The sequence below is a fragment of the Bacillus cereus group sp. MYBKT14-1 genome, assembly GCF_051915185.1.
In the GTDB taxonomy this organism is placed as follows: Bacteria; Bacillota; Bacilli; order Bacillales; family Bacillaceae_G; genus Bacillus_A; species Bacillus_A cereus.
In genome coordinates this window covers 150856-167229 of sequence record NZ_JBQAEF010000010.1, presented here as the reverse complement: position 1 = coordinate 167229, position 16374 = coordinate 150856, and the positions used below count along the sequence as shown (strand labels likewise).

Genomic DNA, 16374 nt, shown 5'->3' with positions numbered 1-16374 from the left:
GAAAACATAGTCCATAGTCTATCACAAAAGAAACACCCATTCTATAGCTATTCCTCTTTTCCAATTTCTTCTGAAAAATCAACCTTTATTGACTTATAATAGTTAATAAAGTAAAATATTAAATGTACAAAATTATTAACTTTGTTTTTGTTTGTGTCAGGAGGAAAATAACATGGAATCAGCGATACAACTAGAAAGAGAACAACAAAGAAAAAAGAAACATCCTCCAGGTTTATACTTACTCTTCTTTACAGAAATGTGGGAAAGATTTAGTTACTATGGATTACGAGGATTATTAACATTATATTTAACGACAGCTTTAGTAAGCGGTGGTCTTGGGTTTAGTCCCGCATGGGCACTCTCTATTTACGGATTTTATACTGGAGCCTGTTATTTCACACCAATGATTGGTGGATACTTAACAGACCGTTTTCTAGGTAGACGAAAAGCAATCACAATTGGTGGTATAACAATGGCAATCGGTAACCTTACACTATTTGCCTTGCAAAACCAATTAGGCCTATACCTCGGATTAGCGCTTATTATTATCGGTAACGGATTCTTCAAACCGAACATCTCTACACTGGTTGGAGAATTATACGAAGAGAACGATCCAAAACGTGATAGTGCATTTACCATTTTCTATATGGGTATTAACGTCGGTTCATTTTTAGCTCCACTCGTTTGCGGATTTTTATCAGAAAATTTATTCAAAACAACAGTTGATGGCGTTGTACATTACGGATTCCGTTACGGTTTCTTAGCCGCTTCAATCGGAATGATCATTGGACAAATTTTATTTACAACACTATCAAATCGCTTCCTTGGTAATATCGGTAAAAAACCAACTCGCGATTTACAAACAGCTGCTGGACAACCATCAGTAGGAGATACACCATTAACAAAAAAAGAAAAACAACGTACCGCAGTTATCGTCATTTTAACATGCTTCGTTGTCTTCTTCTGGGCTGGCTTTGAACAAGCTGGTAGCTCATTAACATTATATACAAACAAATTTGTAGACCGCTCTGTGTTCGGATGGGAAGTTCCAACATCTTGGTTCCAATCGGTCAATCCATTATTTATTATTTTACTTGCTCCAGTCATTTCTGCATTATGGGCAAAACTTGCAACTCGCAAGCAGGGTGATTTAAAAATCCCAACTAAAATGGGACTTGGTATGATCTTGCTCGGTATTGGTTATATCATTCTCGTTATCGCTACATTAAAAACAGGTAGTGATGAACATAACATTACAGAAAAAGCAAACTTACTGTTTATCGTCTTTACGTATCTTTTCCATACGTTAGGTGAGCTATTCTTATCACCTGTCGGACTATCAATGGTTAGTGCGCTTGCTCCGGTAAAATTAGCATCTTTACTAATGGGTGTATGGCTAGCAAGTTCAGGTATCGCCAACATTTTAGGAGGACAACTTGCAAGCTTCACAACTTCACTTGGATACGCTGAAGTATTCACAGTTATTGGCGCTGTGGCAATTGTACTAGGTTGTGTTTTATTATTAATTTCTAAAAAATTAGTGAAATGGATGGATTAAAAAAGATGAGGAATTTCTCCTCATCTTTTTTTATGCTGTTTTACCTTTTTCAATTGCTTGTTCGTACAGCTCTTTATGTTCTTTATATTCACTTGGTACGAAACTCTTATAGAAGAATGAGAACCAGCTGTCTCCCTTTTTATACCCTTCTTCTCGAATTTCCGCTGCTTTTTTATTCGATTTAAATCCTTCAGTAAACCATTTCTTTAACAATTCATTTCTTTCATACTTAGCAGGAACTTTTAAATCATAGTTTTCAAATGCATACTTATAGCCAGCTTTTTCTACTGCCTTTTTTGTAGATTTATAGCCTTTTTCATACGCTGTTTCATATGCCTTCACGTATACTTCTTTCTCTCTATTTCCAGGATTCTTTTCAGCTAATTCTTTCCCTGTCTTTTCCCCTAACTCAGCTTGCTCTTTTTCAATTTTTTCTGTTCTTTCTTTATTCCCTACTTTGAATCCGTCTGTAAAGTTTACCTTAAACTCTGGAGCAACTTGACTATCGTCCATCGTCTCTTGTGCTAAACCTTGTTCTTTTCCTTTTTCAAAATGCGTTTTCTTCTGCTCTTCTAAAGACCATGCGGCTGCATAAGTCGCTTTAAACGCTTGTTTATATGCATCAGATTTTCCAGCTACATGCACTTCTACATCATTTTTTCCTGCCTTAAAATCAGTTTCTCCATTCTTTTGACCTTCAAGTTGACCTTTTTCCATATCAGCTTGGCGCTGCGCTTCCTCTTGTTTACGTGCCTCTTCAGCTTTTCTTTGTTCCTCGGCTACACGTTGTCTCTCTTCTTCAGCTTTACGCTGTGCTTCTGCATTACGTTGTTTTTCAGCCTCAGCGTTGCGTTGCGCTTCTGCAGCACGTTGTTTTTCAGCCTCAGTATTGCGCTGTGCTTCTGCTTGTCTCTCAGCTTCTACAGCACTATTATTATTCTGGCTAGGGGCTGGGCTCGTTGCGCCACTACTAGAAGCTGGTTTATTGTGATAATGATATTCTCCGTACTGTAATCCCCATTTCTCACAATTTGTACGACACGTATGTCCGCCATTAGCATCTGTACGCCCTGGATGCGCATAAGCTGAAATTGGAACTACCAATAACGCTATACTCGTTGTTAAAAGAAGTTTCTTCACCTGTTGTCTCACTCTTGTTCCTCCCAAAATATAGAATTCTAACTTTATTATACATAAATAGAAGAATACTTAAATACGAACCAAAATATTCTATTATTTCTCAACATTAGTAAAAAAGAAGGTGAACTCTTTAAAGAGTTCACCTTCTTTTTTACTTCTTCGCCTTCGTTCCTACTAAATCACCAGCAACAACATAACGCTTAGAATTATCCTTTACAGATACACATGTAATAAGCGTTATCTCATCTTTCCCATGATCCTCTACAACTTCCCACTTATCCGGAGTCACTTCAGATACACCAGTAACCGCATACTCATATTCATTTTCATTGTCATACAAATAAATTTTATCGCCTTTTTTCAAAGAAGCTATATCACTAAATAAAACACCTTTTTTAGACATATTATGTCCTGCTAATGCGTAATTTCCTTTTCCCATAACTTGATTCTCTTTTACTGTCGCTGCACCTGATAATAAGTTTTTTTCAGTAGAAGCTTTTAAAACAGGCAGTTCTACTGAAACACTTGGAATCGAAATACGACCAATTACTTGTTTCTTATCTAATGATGCATTCGCTACTTCCGCCAAGTCTGGTTGATTAATTTTGGAAGCATCTACAAATTCCGTCTCATGCTTTTCATAATCCATCTTTTGAACAGCCTGCACATTTTCAGTCTGTTTCTTTTCAGCCTGATATCCATCATAAAATGGCTTTCCAATTAATACGCCACCTACAACAAATAGCAGAATTGCTACTATACTATAAATTCTTTGCTTATTCATACACAGTTCCTTTCCCTTACAAAATCTTACTCTATATAAAATGATAAAATAATATCGCTATATGTACAAGTATTAGCTGAAAAGAAACCTTCTTGCGGTGCAAGAAGGTTTCTTTTCAGCTAATTTATTTCTGTATAGTGATACGTGAAATACTGTCATTTGAATAAAGAAAATAAAAAATAGAATATATAATGGGTATCCAGGAAGATATCCATTAATAATAGGTGAAAAAGTTAAAAATCCAACTGCACAAGGTAACACAAACCATAACGATACAAATGTTGTTCGACAAGCTTTATCCGTAATCGCTTTTTCACGTTCATCTTCTAGCGGAAATAATAATGGATACATCCAAAAAGATAAATTCTTATATTTTTTCTTTTGAATTCTATAAAAAATTGTAACTATAATTGCTCCAATAAATAATAAAATGAATGGTACTCCATTAAACCATACTTCAAATGGGAATTTCTCGTTTTTAATTATATCTGCTAACTCTGTAATGACACTATAAAATTCAACAAATGTCCAGCATACTAAAGCAGTATAAAGCACGTTTATGATATAAGAAAAAACAATTCTATTCATCCTCTTCCCCCTCCTTATTTAAAACAAACACGTCTTCCATCTTTAACTGAAACACATCACAAATCGTAAGTGCTAATAACAACGAAGGAACGTAATCCCCTTTTTCAATTGCAGCAATTGTTTGTCTCGTTACTCCAACCTTTTCTGCTAATACACTTTGCGTAAAGTTAAAACGAGCTCTTAATTCTTTTACTCTGTTTAAAATGGTCAAATTTACCACCTCTCACCATTATTGTATGCTATCCTTAACAAAATGTAAACTCAACTTAACATTATTATTATAAAAAAATCCAACTCTACGTATTGTAAAGTTGGATTACTTGTTAGTTTAAAATTTTAACTTTAACTGTTCTTCTACCCCAGTCATTAGCTTGAGCTGAATTTGGCATTAATAGATCAATGATATGCCCTTTTATTGCACTACCAGTATCTCCAGCAATTGCTGTTCCATATCCTTCTACATATACAGTAGAACCTAATGGGATAACAGATGGATCTACAGCAATTAATTTCATGTTTGGATTTGCAGTTAAATTATGTCCTAACTTAGATTTTACAGTTTCACCCGGTTTATAGCCGTTTTCAGATGGGTCAGCTGTATAAGCGGTTGCTGTTACGTAAAATTCTTTTCCACCTTGAGTTGGTTTCGTATCAGGCTTAGACTCTGTTTCTGTATTTTTTGCTACAGGTTCAGCTGGTTTACTAGCTTTTTCCTGCTTTTGCTTTTCAGCAATTTCTGCTTGTGCTTTCGCTAAAGCTTCTTGCTCTGCTTTTGCAGCCGCTTCTGCTTTTGCACGCTCTTCCGCTGCGATTCTTGCTGCTTCTTGCTCACGAGCAATCGTTTCTTGTACTGTCTTCATATTTGATTCAATTTTAGCTTTCTCTTCCGCTGCTAAATTAAGTTGACTTGCAACTTCATTATATTTAGCTTGAACTGTTTGTAAGTTATCTTGACGTTTTTTCAAGTTATCTTGCAGTTCAGCTTGCGCTTTTGCTAATTTTTGTTTGTCTATTACTAAAGATGCTTCTTTTTCGTCAATTGTTTTCTTATCTTCTTCAATTTGACGAAGATCTTGTTCTTGTAGACGTAAAATTTCTTTATCAGCTTCTAGAATAGTAGAAACTGCGTTCATACGTTGTAAGAAGTCTGCAAAGTTTTTTGACTCTACTACAACTTCTACTACTAAACTTGTATTTGAACTGTTTTGAACAGAAACCATACGTTTTCTCATAATATCTTTACGAGCAAGGACTTTATCCTCCAAAACGACAATTTCTTGCTTTTTTTGCTCAATCTGCTTATGTGTTTCATCAATTTTACGTTGAATAGCAGCTTGATCCTCTTTATTTTTTGCAATTGTATTATTTAAATTATGTAGTTCGTTTTCGATACCTTTAATTTCTTTACTAACAGCTTGCTTTTCTTGCTCTTTCTTTTGCATTTCTGCATCGTTTTGTTGCAATTGCTGTTGCATGTTGTTAAGTTTCTCGTCGTTTGACTCTGCTTTAACAGCGACTGTACTAGAAAGACCGATAATTCCTGCTAATACTAGACAGCTGATTCGCTTAAAATAGTTCATAATCCGACTCCCTTCTTATACAGTTATACATGATTTATTTTACAGTTTGTTTACAAAACGATTAAATACAGTTTATTTTTCGTGACGAAAAAAAGAGAATTATGAATAAAATGTAATAGATTCTTAAATATTTAACAATTCCTATATTTAAAAAATACAAAAGATGCTAAAATCCAAATATAGAGAAAATATAACTTTCGAAGGCGGTTGAAATAAATACATGTTTACTCAAAAAAAATCACTCCAACATACAATTGCTCAATTAGAAGAGCGTATACAAGAATTAGAAGCAGAATTAAAACAAAAAGATATTGAAAAGCAAGAGACTATTTCTACTATCCACGATCGTGTACAAAGCGTTGTCCAAGAGCATCAACTTGTAAATAACCAACACAATACACTTCAAAACTTAGTTCAACAATTAAGTTCATGTTTCGAAAATGTTTCAACACGTACGACACATTCCAATGAGTTAAATAATGAAATGTTACAAAAGGAACAAAGCTTAATTCAGTCTATTGCAGAAATTATTGACTGCTCTAATGAAGGAAAAGAATCCGTTCACCGCTTACTTATTGTAATTAATAAATTAGGTGAACAATCTCAACGCACGTCTAATAGTATGAATCATCTAAGCGAACGCTCAAAGGAAATCGAGCAAATTGTAGAAGTCATTCAAAACATTGCAGCACAAACAAATTTACTTGCATTAAATGCGAGTATTGAAGCCGCACGTGCTGGAGAGCACGGTAAAGGATTCGCTGTCGTTGCCAATGAAGTAAGAAAACTAGCGGAAAGTACAGCAGAAAGTACAAAAAACATCGGCAACTTAACGAAAAAAATTCAAGAAGAAATTGAAAAAGCATATGATAACACAAAAGATAATTTACATTTAGTCGATGAAGGTGTAGAAATGAGCGCCGATACAAATGCTAGAATTGAAAATATTTTAGTTATGATTCAAACGTTACAAAATGGTGCTACAAATGTTATTAAGGCTATCGAAAACCAAAAGTCTTGTAATGATGACATATTACGAGAATTCGCTAACACACAACAAATGTTCCAAAAATTAAATACTACTATTATGAATCATATTCATGATGCTGAAAAAGTCGATGTTCAATTGTCTAAAAGTCTTCAAGAAACAGTAACTTCTTAATTAAAAATAAAAATCCCTTATACTGCTATAAGGGATTTTTATTTTATTTTGAATATTTATTTCTTTTCAATATTCATCCATATCTTTGTTATAATGGAAAAGTTGTTTCTTTCAACTAATAAACAAGGAGGTTATTATGGAACAATTTTACTACGTTTTAAAATATTTAATTCTCGGTCTGTTCCAAGGACTAACAGAACCAATTCCGATTTCTTCAAGTGGTCATCTCGTTTTAGCACAACATTTGCTAGGACTAAAAATAGAAGGGTTTAGCTTCGAACTACTTGTTAATTCAGCTTCATTATTAGCTGTATTACTTATTTATAGAAATGATTTAATTCGTCTAACGAAGAATGGTCTCTCTTATATATTTACAAGAGCAGAAGACGCAAAATCAGATTTCTTCTTTATTATTTATCTTGTTATTGCAACCATTCCAGCAGGTGTTATTGGTGTTTTATTTAAAGATTACATCGATCAGTACTTAAAAGGTGTGAAGATGGTTGGGATTTCCCTTCTTATTACTGCTGTCGGCCTTTGGATTATTAGAAATTTACGCGGTCGTAAAAATGATGGCGACCTTTCTATGAAAGATGCAATCATCGTCGGATTAGCACAAGCTTGCGCACTGATTCCCGGAATAAGCCGATCTGGTGCCACAATCGTAGCAGCAATGTTACTTGGTATGAAGCAAGAAACAGCACTTCGCTTCTCATTCTTACTATACATTCCTGTTAGCTTAGGTGGCTTATTGTTAAGCATTACAGACATTGCAAATGATCCAAATCTAGACACATTATTCGTACCATATGTCGTTGCATTCATCGCAACATTTATCATGACGTATATTTCACTAAAATGGTTTATGAACATTATGGCAAAAGGAAATTTAAAATATTTCTCTTTCTATTGTATTATCGTAGGTGTACTTACTCTTATTTTCTTATAAAGTAAAACTTACAAATTGAAAGCGAGTCATCTAGTGTAATAGAATGACTCGCTTTTTTATACATCTATTAAGTTAAAATCTATTATTTACTTAGAATTTTCTGAATAGTATAATATTATTTAAGTTTACTATTACAGTAATTCTATCTTTCCTACTATTATCATAAAAGAGGTGTTTATATGTTTATAGTTACTAAACTCATTCACATTAAGTACGAATATGAAAATGAGCTACTTTATGGGCTTAAACAATATTATCCTTCCCCTGGAACGAACGGTTGTATTAACATAGAGTTTTCACATGTTCATCGTACAAATGATAAGGCAGAATATATGATTCGTCTGTTATGGAAAACACAACAAGATTACCATACATGGCTTTCTCAAAGAGAAGGCCATGTAACTTTGAAGCACAAAATACAAGGCTATATACTTTCTTCCAAATCAAATGCTACCTATGTGCATTAACCCTTCTCTTTTTATTCCTTACGAGGGGCAAAATGATAAAGTGAAACTTTAATCAGCCCTCATCAATCGGGCTGTTCACAAATAACAAGATAAGGACCCTCTTACTTTTCATACTGTAAGAGGGCTTCTCTTATGCATACACTTTCTTCTCTTGACAATACAAACGAATAACATGTTTATTTTGTTGAAATACATCATGCGTCAGACGAATAATAATAAAGTTTCTTTTTGTTTGATCATCATGAACAAAAATCTGTTCTCCCTCCTGAAAACGCCATGCACTTTCAAAAGTCGTAATATGATCCCCACTTACAGAAAAAAGTTCATATCGCATCTCTTGTACCCTCTCTCAACTTACATAATCATAATATCCTCATATTAAATTTATTATAACTTAATTCCTATAAAATTAGTAATTATTTCTATTTCGAAAGATTTTAACTTTGTATTTAAATATTTTTAGCGCTATAATGATAAACGAATTTTCATTGAAAGGAGTTTTACTTTGACTGCATATTTATTTCCAGTAAAAACAGCATTTATTTTATTCCCCTTTTTAGCAATGTTTCTTTTAATCCCTTTTTTAATATTTAATTATCGAAAATACGGTTATTTAAATAAATGGCGCTCATTTATTTTATACTCATTATTACTTTACTTATTAAATGCCTATTTTCTTGTTATTTTGCCGTTACCACAAACGTTTGATACTTGTAGCCTACAACCAGCTAATACACAACACATGCAACTCTCACCATTTTATTTCATACAAGAGATTAGTAGTCATACATCGGCAGTTTTAACGAAACCAGCTACTTATTTCTACTTATTAAAAGAGTCTGCGTTTTTACAAGTTGCATTTAATGTTCTATTAACTGTTCCATTCGGTATTTACTTACGTTATTATTTCCGACGTAGTTTCTTACAAACAATTTGCATTTCCTTTTTCCTTTCACTATTTTTCGAGCTAACACAAGTGACTGGATTATACGGTATATACAATTGTGCATACCGATTATTTGATATCGATGATTTGTTTTTAAATACATTAGGTGGCGTAATTGGTTTTATCATTGCACCAATATTTACGTACTTCCTTCCGAAGACAAACGAGTTAGATAGTCATATTGATTTGGAAACGAAACCAGTCGGATTCATTCGTCGCCTTATCGCAATGCAAATTGATTGGATTTTCTTATCTATCGTCGTACCTGTCGTTAAAAACAAAGGAAATTCTTTCTTCGTTTCTAATATGCAATCTTACACGAATATGTATGAACTCATTTTCATTACGTGTTCAATCCTTATTTATTTTATTCTTATTCCATACTTTACAAATGGAAAAACAATTGGGAAAGCATTGCTTCGCATTCATCTGAAAGGAAAATCAGATCGTATTACATTAAAAGAACTATTTATTCGCTACGGTATATTTTATTTTGCGTTAGGCGGAATCAATTATATTCTTTCTAGTAGCTCTATGTTAAATCATACAGAACCTTTAGTATTACTCGTTACATTGTTATTCCTATTTATCATTAACGGCCTATTCATTATTCATGTTTTACTGCATGTATTTAGCCGTGATAAACTACTATTTTATGAACATATTAGTCATACAAGAAATGCAATTACACTAAAAAAAGCTGACAAATAATTATTTGTCAGCTTTTTTATATACATAATGTGAAAATTTAATCAGTGGGGGTCTTACTGCCCGGCAAATAGCGGGATAAATAACTTTTCTGCATAAGGATTAAAAAACATTCCAAGTTCATCTAGAGACTTCCTCGCCTGTAAAAACGAATGAAACTCTGGATATATATCTTGTAATTGCTCATACGATAATGTATGCATTTTCCCCCAATGCGGACGCCCTTCATACTTCAGAAAAATTTTTTCCACTTCGCCAAAGTAAGCAGCATATTTCATACCTTTATACATATGAACAGCGATATACGCTGAATCTCTTCCATAGGCTGGACTAAGCCATATATCATCACCTTTCACATAGCGGCATTCGATCGGGAAGTGCACCTTATACTTTTTCTTTTCAATAAGATTTGAGATTTCTTCTACAACCGTCCTCATATACTTTGAAGGAATGCTATACTCCATTTCATAAAATGGTACCGTACGTGATGTAGCAAATACTTCATAGCTCGGGCCAATTATTTTTGTGTTTGGTACAGCTTTAGCTGATAATCGACTCACTCCTTTACTTATAGAAGGAAACCATTTACACCCTTTAGATAGTAAAGAGAACATCCTATTTTCAAGTAACTCCACCTTTAATTTATGCCATTTCAAATCACTGCCTGTATTCGTTGTTTCGTTCGTAAGTTTTACTTGTACTTCATCAGAATAAGGAAAAACGAAAAATTCAAAATGACGATGCTTCTTATATTCTTCTAGTTTGTTCATTACAGTGGATAATGACTGTTTTTCACTTTCATAAACGAGTGAATACGCTGGAATAACCTTTAATTTTATCTTTACAATGATACCTAACATTCCAAGTGACAACTGAAACGCTCTCCAATATTCTACGTTCTCAGTTTCCGAACAAACTATACTCTCACCATTAGATAGAACTGCCGTAATCTCTATAACTTGTGTTGATAAACTCCCAAAGGTAATACCCGTTCCATGAGTCCCCGTACTAATCGCTCCTGCAATAGATTGTGAATCAATATCCCCTAAATTTTCTTGCGCATAGCCTTTTTCCTCAAGTAACTTCCCTAAATCATATAACTTTGTTCCTGCCCATACTTCAGCAACCATCTTCTCTGCATCAATATTCACAATACCCTTCAATTCATCTAAAGAAACTAAAACTTCTTCCGTTTGCACAAGGGGGGTAAACGAGTGTCCTGAACCGACAACACGAATTTTCTTTCCCTTTTTTCGCGCAAGCCCCACAACTTCTACTACATCTTGTATACTTTCTGGATACATCGTATAATGCGGCGTTCCTTCTACATTCCCTGTCCAATTTCTCCACTTTTTCCCCTTTATAGAAAGCATTGGCCATCCCCCCGATATGTTGAATACTCCCCAACAATCTCTCCTTTTTTAACACGATACAAAAAAGGAAAGCGCTCACATAATTCACCAGCCTTACTATGACGAAACAAAATGGACTCTCCTATATCCACTCGTTCCTCGCCGCTATAAAAAATTGGCGTTTGTACCTCGCCAGCACCTTCTAAAGCTAATAGTTTTGCACCCTTCGGTCTCCAAACTTCAGGCTCTTTATCTTTTCCAACTGCTCCTGAAGCAATATACCCACCACCTAGGCAAGTGTAAATAAACGGGACTGGTTTACGCACAACTGGTAAAGCAAATCCGACCGCTGGATGAAATTTCACCTCTTTATAATAATCAAACAGCTTCGGAGAATAAAAAGCAGAACCTATTGTAATCTCTGAAACTGAATTATCTTTCTCAGTTGTTTTTATGCTTCCTGTTCCGCCTCCATTTACAAACCTTAGCTCAATACCAAGTTTTTGTATTGCTTTTACAATATGTTCTCTTCTTTCTTTCACTTCTAGCACTGATTTCTGCTTTAAATACGAAATCACTTTACTTTTCAGCCATTGATTCGGTATATGGTCTCCCACCCCAGCAATTTGAGCTTCATAACCCATCACACCATCTAACATTAAATATGATGACCTTCTCACCTTTTCTACTACTTTCAACGCATCCTGCACATTTTTTACTGGGGATCTTTGTACACCAAAATGAAATTGAAAGAAACGACTACTCATATCAATATCCAAACAAACACGAAAACATCCTTTAGATTTCTCAGCAATTTTTTCTAAATACACAATATGCTCTTCACAATCCACCATACAAGTTATAATGAAACCTTTCTTTGTTAGCAAACTAATTTCACACAAAGCTCTTTCATCATAAGCAGGATATCCGAGCAATAAATCATTAAATCCTTGTTCTATTAAAAATAAAACCTCTCTAGGTGAAAAGCACATAATACCTTGAAATCGATCATTTGCAGCTAAAATCTTTTGCATAATCGGAACAGAACGTAACGATTTACTCGCTATACGAATCTTCTTATTTCCACTTAACTCTATAATCGATTGAATATTTCTATCTAAAGCCACTTCATCCAAAAATGCACACGGTAATGGAACTTCTTTAAAAATTCCTCGATCCACATTTTTCTCTCCTCTTTTCAATATGTCTTATACATATTGGAAAGAAAGTATGATTTTCCTGTTTGCAAATAAAAAAAGTTTCTTCTTTACGAAGAAACTTTTTGAAACTACTTCATAGAAATAGTCGCCTCTACTGGATAATGATCAGAGTAATCATTATACATATATTTTTGGAACCATGATGTAACAGTCCATTGTGGAGATTTCGGCTGTAACACCTTATTCTCTATATACGATGGGTTCGCATGGTCTTTGCTTGCAATAATATAATCTAAATATTCGGCAGGACTATCAGGGAAATTATATTTTGCAATACTGTTTGTCGTTGCATCCCAAGTCGCTGTATGTCCAGTATAAGATGGTACAGAAGCGTTCAATGTTTTAAACATAGATGCATACTCTGAATCATTATTGTTCTCTGCATTTATCTTATTTACGTTCATATCACCACCAATTAACACATACTCATTATTTGGTATATTTTTATTTTTAATAAAATCTTGAATTTCTTTTAATTGGTTCGTACGTACAGATGCTGGTGAAGTTTTTCCGCACATACTATCTTCAGCCTGCAAATGCGTCCCAATCACGTGAACGAAACGATCATTTTTCTTAATTTTCGTGTATACAAATCCTTTATTCGATAAATTATCTGGCCCGCATCCTTTTGCAAATACATATTGAATCTTTTCAGCGATTGGCCATTTGCTCACAATCGCAACGCCACCATCTTCAGGAGTTGAAGATGAATAGTTTCCTAACGTTTTATCCCATTCACTTCCACTACTACGACCTAATACTGCTGTTTGATTTGGATATTCTTTCTTCAAATTCCCTAATAAACGATCTGAAGCGCTATTATCAAACACTTCATTTAATATAACTACATCTTGATTCTTTATATAATCTGCCGCCCCGATTAAATCAGCACGCTCAGTTTGTCCCCAGTTCGGATATAAGTTTGTTGATAGCATATATACATTATGCGTCATCACTTTTAATGTATCATTTTGATTTGTAGACACTTCTGCTTGAGCTGACGTTCCGCTATATAAAGCTCCTAAACCAACACCTAAGCTAAGTACACCTTTTAGCAATTTACCTTTCACGTTTCATACCTCCATGTATTGTATAGTGATAAAAAGGCCAAATACTCTATTCTGAGATTTGACCTTTTTTAAATACTTAACGATTTCCGTACGTATCAAACCAAAGCTGAATATATCCAGCAGTAACACGTTGTGCATCCATTAAACGCTTACCTGTCATTGGTGTAACTTCAGCGCGCCATTTATCTGCATATTCTTGTGATACAGCAGCTCTCACGAACCAATCTTTCGTATTATCATTTACAATGCCAGCGTAATCTTGTTTCGCAACTACTGCCGCTCCATGAATCCAATCTTCTGGATTCGTACCTTTCCAGTTCCAATATCCATTTCCATCCGTTACTTTATAATTATCTTTTATCGTATCTACAAAGTTTTCATATTTAGAATGGAATCCTTGTGGATACGATAGATTCGTAAAGTTTGCCGCATGCATCGGTTGGTTTACATCCCCTAAATAATGAAGAGATAATCCTAAATAGAAGAACGCTTGTTTCATATCTTTATTTTTATAAGACTCACCAGCTAATTTAAAATATTTAGCTCCTGTTTCCTTTGCCTGCTTTGCATATGGAATATAAGTTTTCCCATTGTCAGGGTCATAGAAATGTGAAGCAAATGTGCTATTATCATAATAAGGATTTTCATAGTCAGCAGCATAAATACCGTTCTCTAACTCAGTACGCCATTCATTTAATAGTGCAACTCGATCTTGTTTTACAAGTGTTGTATTACGAGACATAATATCAATTGCACGGTTTACAATCCATAAATGAGAATTCACGCCTTCTTTATGTTTATCTTCAGCAGACCAGCGCGGAATAACTCCAAATCTCTGTCCCCCATCATTTTCATGAGCAAATGCAACACTTTGTAATGGAGCAACTAATGTAATAGCTGCCGCTAAAGCAAGTACTTTCTTTTTCATATAAAATCCTCCATTTTATAATTGAATTATTGTAAACATTTTGTTAGGATCCTATGATGTCATCCGGTTAACCTATGACTAGAATATCCCACCTTTCATGAAATTTCTATCAATAAATTAAAATATGCAAATGTTCATATCATTATAACTTTATACACAGTGAATATAATGAATGAATACACTTTCATTTTAATAAACTATTATTAAGGCTTGTCTAAACTAATGTAAAAAAAAAGTAAAGCATCTGAATGCTTTACTCTTTTTTTCTATTCGATAATATACTTGGCAATTGTACATTAACTGCTAACTTATGAATAAATCCAAACACTAGTCCAATCCCAATAAATATGTATAAGATTGTAAATATCTTTCCGAAATCAGTTTGCGGACTAAAATTCCCATCACCGACAGTCGTCAACGTGACCACACTAAAATATAAAGCGTCAATAGGACGTAATCCTTCAACTGTACTATAAAAAATCGTACCCGATATTAAAGTCAAAATTGTTAATACAAATAATACTTGAAATTCTTTATCTTTCCACGCTCGTAAACAGGCTCTTAACATTCGCTTTAAAGTTAACAAAAATGAAAGCATTAGATTCTCCCTTCCAAACAAAAATACATTGAGTCAAAGGAAAGTCTATCACCTTTCAGTATAGAAAAAAAGTAGCCCTCTTCTATTTCTAGAAAAGGGCTACTCTATTCGATTCTATCTTATTTAGGTGAAACAAGAATTTTCACTTGTGTTTTATCTTTTACAAGTGCTTCAAATCCTTCTTCAACAACTTGATCCACTGTAATTTTTTTCGTAATTAATTTCTCTGCTTGAATTTGACCGGAGCTAATCAATTTAATAACAGCTGGGAAGATGTGACGGTATCCTAAAATACCAATAACTTCTTTTTCTTTTAATACTAAGTTATTTGGAGTAATTGTTGCGTCTTTTTCCCATACACTAACAATTACAGTTTGTCCTTCGAAGCTTGTACTTTCAATCGCTTGGCGTAGTACAACTTCAACACCTGTTACTTCAAAGCTAACATTTACACCTAAACCATTTGTTAAGTTACGAATTTCAGCTAACACATCTTGAGTTGCTGGATTTAATACATAATCCGCACCTGCTAATTTCGCTAACTCTTGACGTTCTTTAGAAAGTTCAACTGCAATAACAGGAGTTGCTCCTGCTGCTTTAGCTGCTTGGATAACAAGAAGTCCAATTGGACCGCAACCAAATACCGCTACAGCTTCCCCTTCTTTTAATTTACTTTGACGTACTGCATGAACTGCTACTGCTGCTGGTTCTACAAGCGCACCTTGTTCATACGTCATTTCATCTGGAATGTGATGAACCATATCTTCTGGTACTACTGTATATTCAGAGAAACCGCCGCCTTCTCCGCCAAGACCGTGGAAAACAAGTTGTTCACAAACATTGTAATGTCCATGTTTACAAGCTTCACATTTACCACAAGAATAAATTGGCTCTACAACAACGCGGTCTCCCACTTTATGAGATGTAACTCCTTCACCAATCTCTATTACCTCACCACTAAACTCATGACCTAAAATAACAGGTGCTTTCACATGTGTTAATGGATGTTCTTCTGTTGGAATAAAAATAGGCCCTGCTAAATATTCATGCAAGTCTGTCCCACAAATACCACACCATTTAACTTTGATTTTCACTGTTCCTGGTTTTACTGTTGGTTCTGGTACTTCTTCTACTCGTACATCACGTTGATTATGCCAAAGTAGTGCTTTCATTTTATACATCCCTCTCTATGTATATACTTAACCTGGTGAAGTTTACAATTCTATTATAATACTTCTATCCATATATTTCAAAAAAACAATCACATCCCCACTAATTTTTTACAAATAAAGTTCAATATTTTGTCACTTTGTACTTTTTTCCA

At 34.2% G+C, this 16374-nt stretch carries 17 protein-coding genes; 5 read left to right on the top strand and 12 right to left on the bottom strand.

Annotated elements, in window-relative coordinates:
- Positions 1-172: 172 nt before the first annotated feature.
- Positions 173-1558, top strand: coding sequence for a peptide MFS transporter (locus ACTFO4_RS22440; RefSeq protein ID WP_000443143.1), 1386 nt, complete (start codon positions 173-175; stop codon positions 1556-1558).
- Positions 1559-1588: 30 nt separating this feature from the next.
- Here the strand turns inward: ACTFO4_RS22440 and ACTFO4_RS22435 are convergent, their stop codons facing one another.
- From ACTFO4_RS22435 to ACTFO4_RS22415, 5 genes are all read right to left on the bottom strand, one after another.
- Complete coding sequence (locus ACTFO4_RS22435; RefSeq protein WP_410988213.1) at positions 1589-2710, bottom strand: YHYH domain-containing protein; 1122 nt, start codon at positions 2708-2710, stop codon at positions 1589-1591.
- 139 nt (positions 2711-2849) lie between these two features.
- Positions 2850-3482, bottom strand: coding sequence for a class A sortase (locus ACTFO4_RS22430; RefSeq protein WP_001041724.1), 633 nt, complete (start codon positions 3480-3482; stop codon positions 2850-2852).
- A 72-nt stretch (positions 3483-3554) separates the two neighbouring features.
- Positions 3555-4070 (bottom strand): DUF2178 domain-containing protein, encoded by a 516-nt coding sequence (locus ACTFO4_RS22425; RefSeq protein WP_440014380.1) that lies wholly within the window; start codon positions 4068-4070, stop codon positions 3555-3557.
- Positions 4063-4281 carry a helix-turn-helix transcriptional regulator gene (locus ACTFO4_RS22420; RefSeq protein ID WP_000154019.1) on the bottom strand — a complete coding sequence of 73 codons (219 nt, stop codon included), beginning with the start codon at positions 4279-4281 and terminating at the stop codon, positions 4063-4065. The genes ACTFO4_RS22425 and ACTFO4_RS22420 overlap by 8 nt, the downstream gene beginning before the upstream one ends.
- Positions 4282-4393: 112 nt before the next feature.
- On the bottom strand, positions 4394-5650 hold the full coding sequence (locus tag ACTFO4_RS22415) for a 3D domain-containing protein (RefSeq protein WP_069357974.1): 1257 nt from the start codon (positions 5648-5650) through the stop codon (positions 4394-4396).
- Positions 5651-5870: 220 nt separating this feature from the next.
- Here ACTFO4_RS22415 and ACTFO4_RS22410 point away from each other — a divergent pair, with 220 nt between their 5' ends.
- From ACTFO4_RS22410 to ACTFO4_RS22400, 3 genes are all read left to right on the top strand, one after another.
- Positions 5871-6812 (top strand): methyl-accepting chemotaxis protein, encoded by a 942-nt coding sequence (locus ACTFO4_RS22410; protein WP_000495031.1) that lies wholly within the window; start codon positions 5871-5873, stop codon positions 6810-6812.
- A gap of 136 nt (positions 6813-6948) precedes the next feature.
- On the top strand, positions 6949-7761 hold the full coding sequence (locus ACTFO4_RS22405; RefSeq protein WP_000434794.1) for an undecaprenyl-diphosphate phosphatase: 813 nt from the start codon (positions 6949-6951) through the stop codon (positions 7759-7761).
- Positions 7762-7940: 179 nt separating this feature from the next.
- Positions 7941-8228, top strand: coding sequence for a hypothetical protein (locus ACTFO4_RS22400; protein ID WP_000471238.1), 288 nt, complete (start codon positions 7941-7943; stop codon positions 8226-8228).
- 130 nt (positions 8229-8358) lie between these two features.
- On the opposite strand, the gene ACTFO4_RS22395 is transcribed toward ACTFO4_RS22400, so the two are convergent.
- Positions 8359-8562 (bottom strand): hypothetical protein, encoded by a 204-nt coding sequence (locus ACTFO4_RS22395; RefSeq protein WP_001268332.1) that lies wholly within the window; start codon positions 8560-8562, stop codon positions 8359-8361.
- Positions 8563-8733: 171 nt separating this feature from the next.
- On the opposite strand from ACTFO4_RS22395, the gene ACTFO4_RS22390 reads away from it, so the two are divergent.
- On the top strand, positions 8734-9885 hold the full coding sequence (locus ACTFO4_RS22390) for a VanZ family protein (protein WP_000128025.1): 1152 nt from the start codon (positions 8734-8736) through the stop codon (positions 9883-9885).
- 53 nt (positions 9886-9938) lie between these two features.
- Here the strand turns inward: ACTFO4_RS22390 and ACTFO4_RS22385 are convergent, their stop codons facing one another.
- The 6 genes from ACTFO4_RS22385 to bdhA all read right to left on the bottom strand — a co-directional run bounded on the left by ACTFO4_RS22385 (position 9939) and on the right by bdhA (position 16222).
- On the bottom strand, positions 9939-11255 hold the full coding sequence (locus ACTFO4_RS22385) for a D-arabinono-1,4-lactone oxidase (RefSeq protein WP_000948912.1): 1317 nt from the start codon (positions 11253-11255) through the stop codon (positions 9939-9941).
- On the bottom strand, positions 11243-12415 hold the full coding sequence (locus ACTFO4_RS22380) for an amino acid deaminase/aldolase (RefSeq protein ID WP_000373754.1): 1173 nt from the start codon (positions 12413-12415) through the stop codon (positions 11243-11245). The genes ACTFO4_RS22385 and ACTFO4_RS22380 overlap by 13 nt, the downstream gene beginning before the upstream one ends.
- Positions 12416-12522: 107 nt before the next feature.
- Positions 12523-13524 (bottom strand): sphingomyelinase C, encoded by a 1002-nt coding sequence (gene sph, locus ACTFO4_RS22375; RefSeq protein WP_017673720.1) that lies wholly within the window; start codon positions 13522-13524, stop codon positions 12523-12525.
- A gap of 76 nt (positions 13525-13600) precedes the next feature.
- Positions 13601-14452: a phospholipase CerA gene (cerA, locus tag ACTFO4_RS22370; protein ID WP_000730997.1), complete on the bottom strand. Its 852-nt coding sequence runs from the start codon at positions 14450-14452 to the stop codon at positions 13601-13603.
- A 253-nt stretch (positions 14453-14705) separates the two neighbouring features.
- On the bottom strand, positions 14706-15050 hold the full coding sequence (locus ACTFO4_RS22365; protein ID WP_000948210.1) for a potassium channel family protein: 345 nt from the start codon (positions 15048-15050) through the stop codon (positions 14706-14708).
- 119 nt (positions 15051-15169) lie between these two features.
- Positions 15170-16222: a (R,R)-butanediol dehydrogenase gene (bdhA, locus tag ACTFO4_RS22360; RefSeq protein ID WP_000645827.1), complete on the bottom strand. Its 1053-nt coding sequence runs from the start codon at positions 16220-16222 to the stop codon at positions 15170-15172.
- Between the last annotated feature and the right edge of the window lie 152 nt (positions 16223-16374).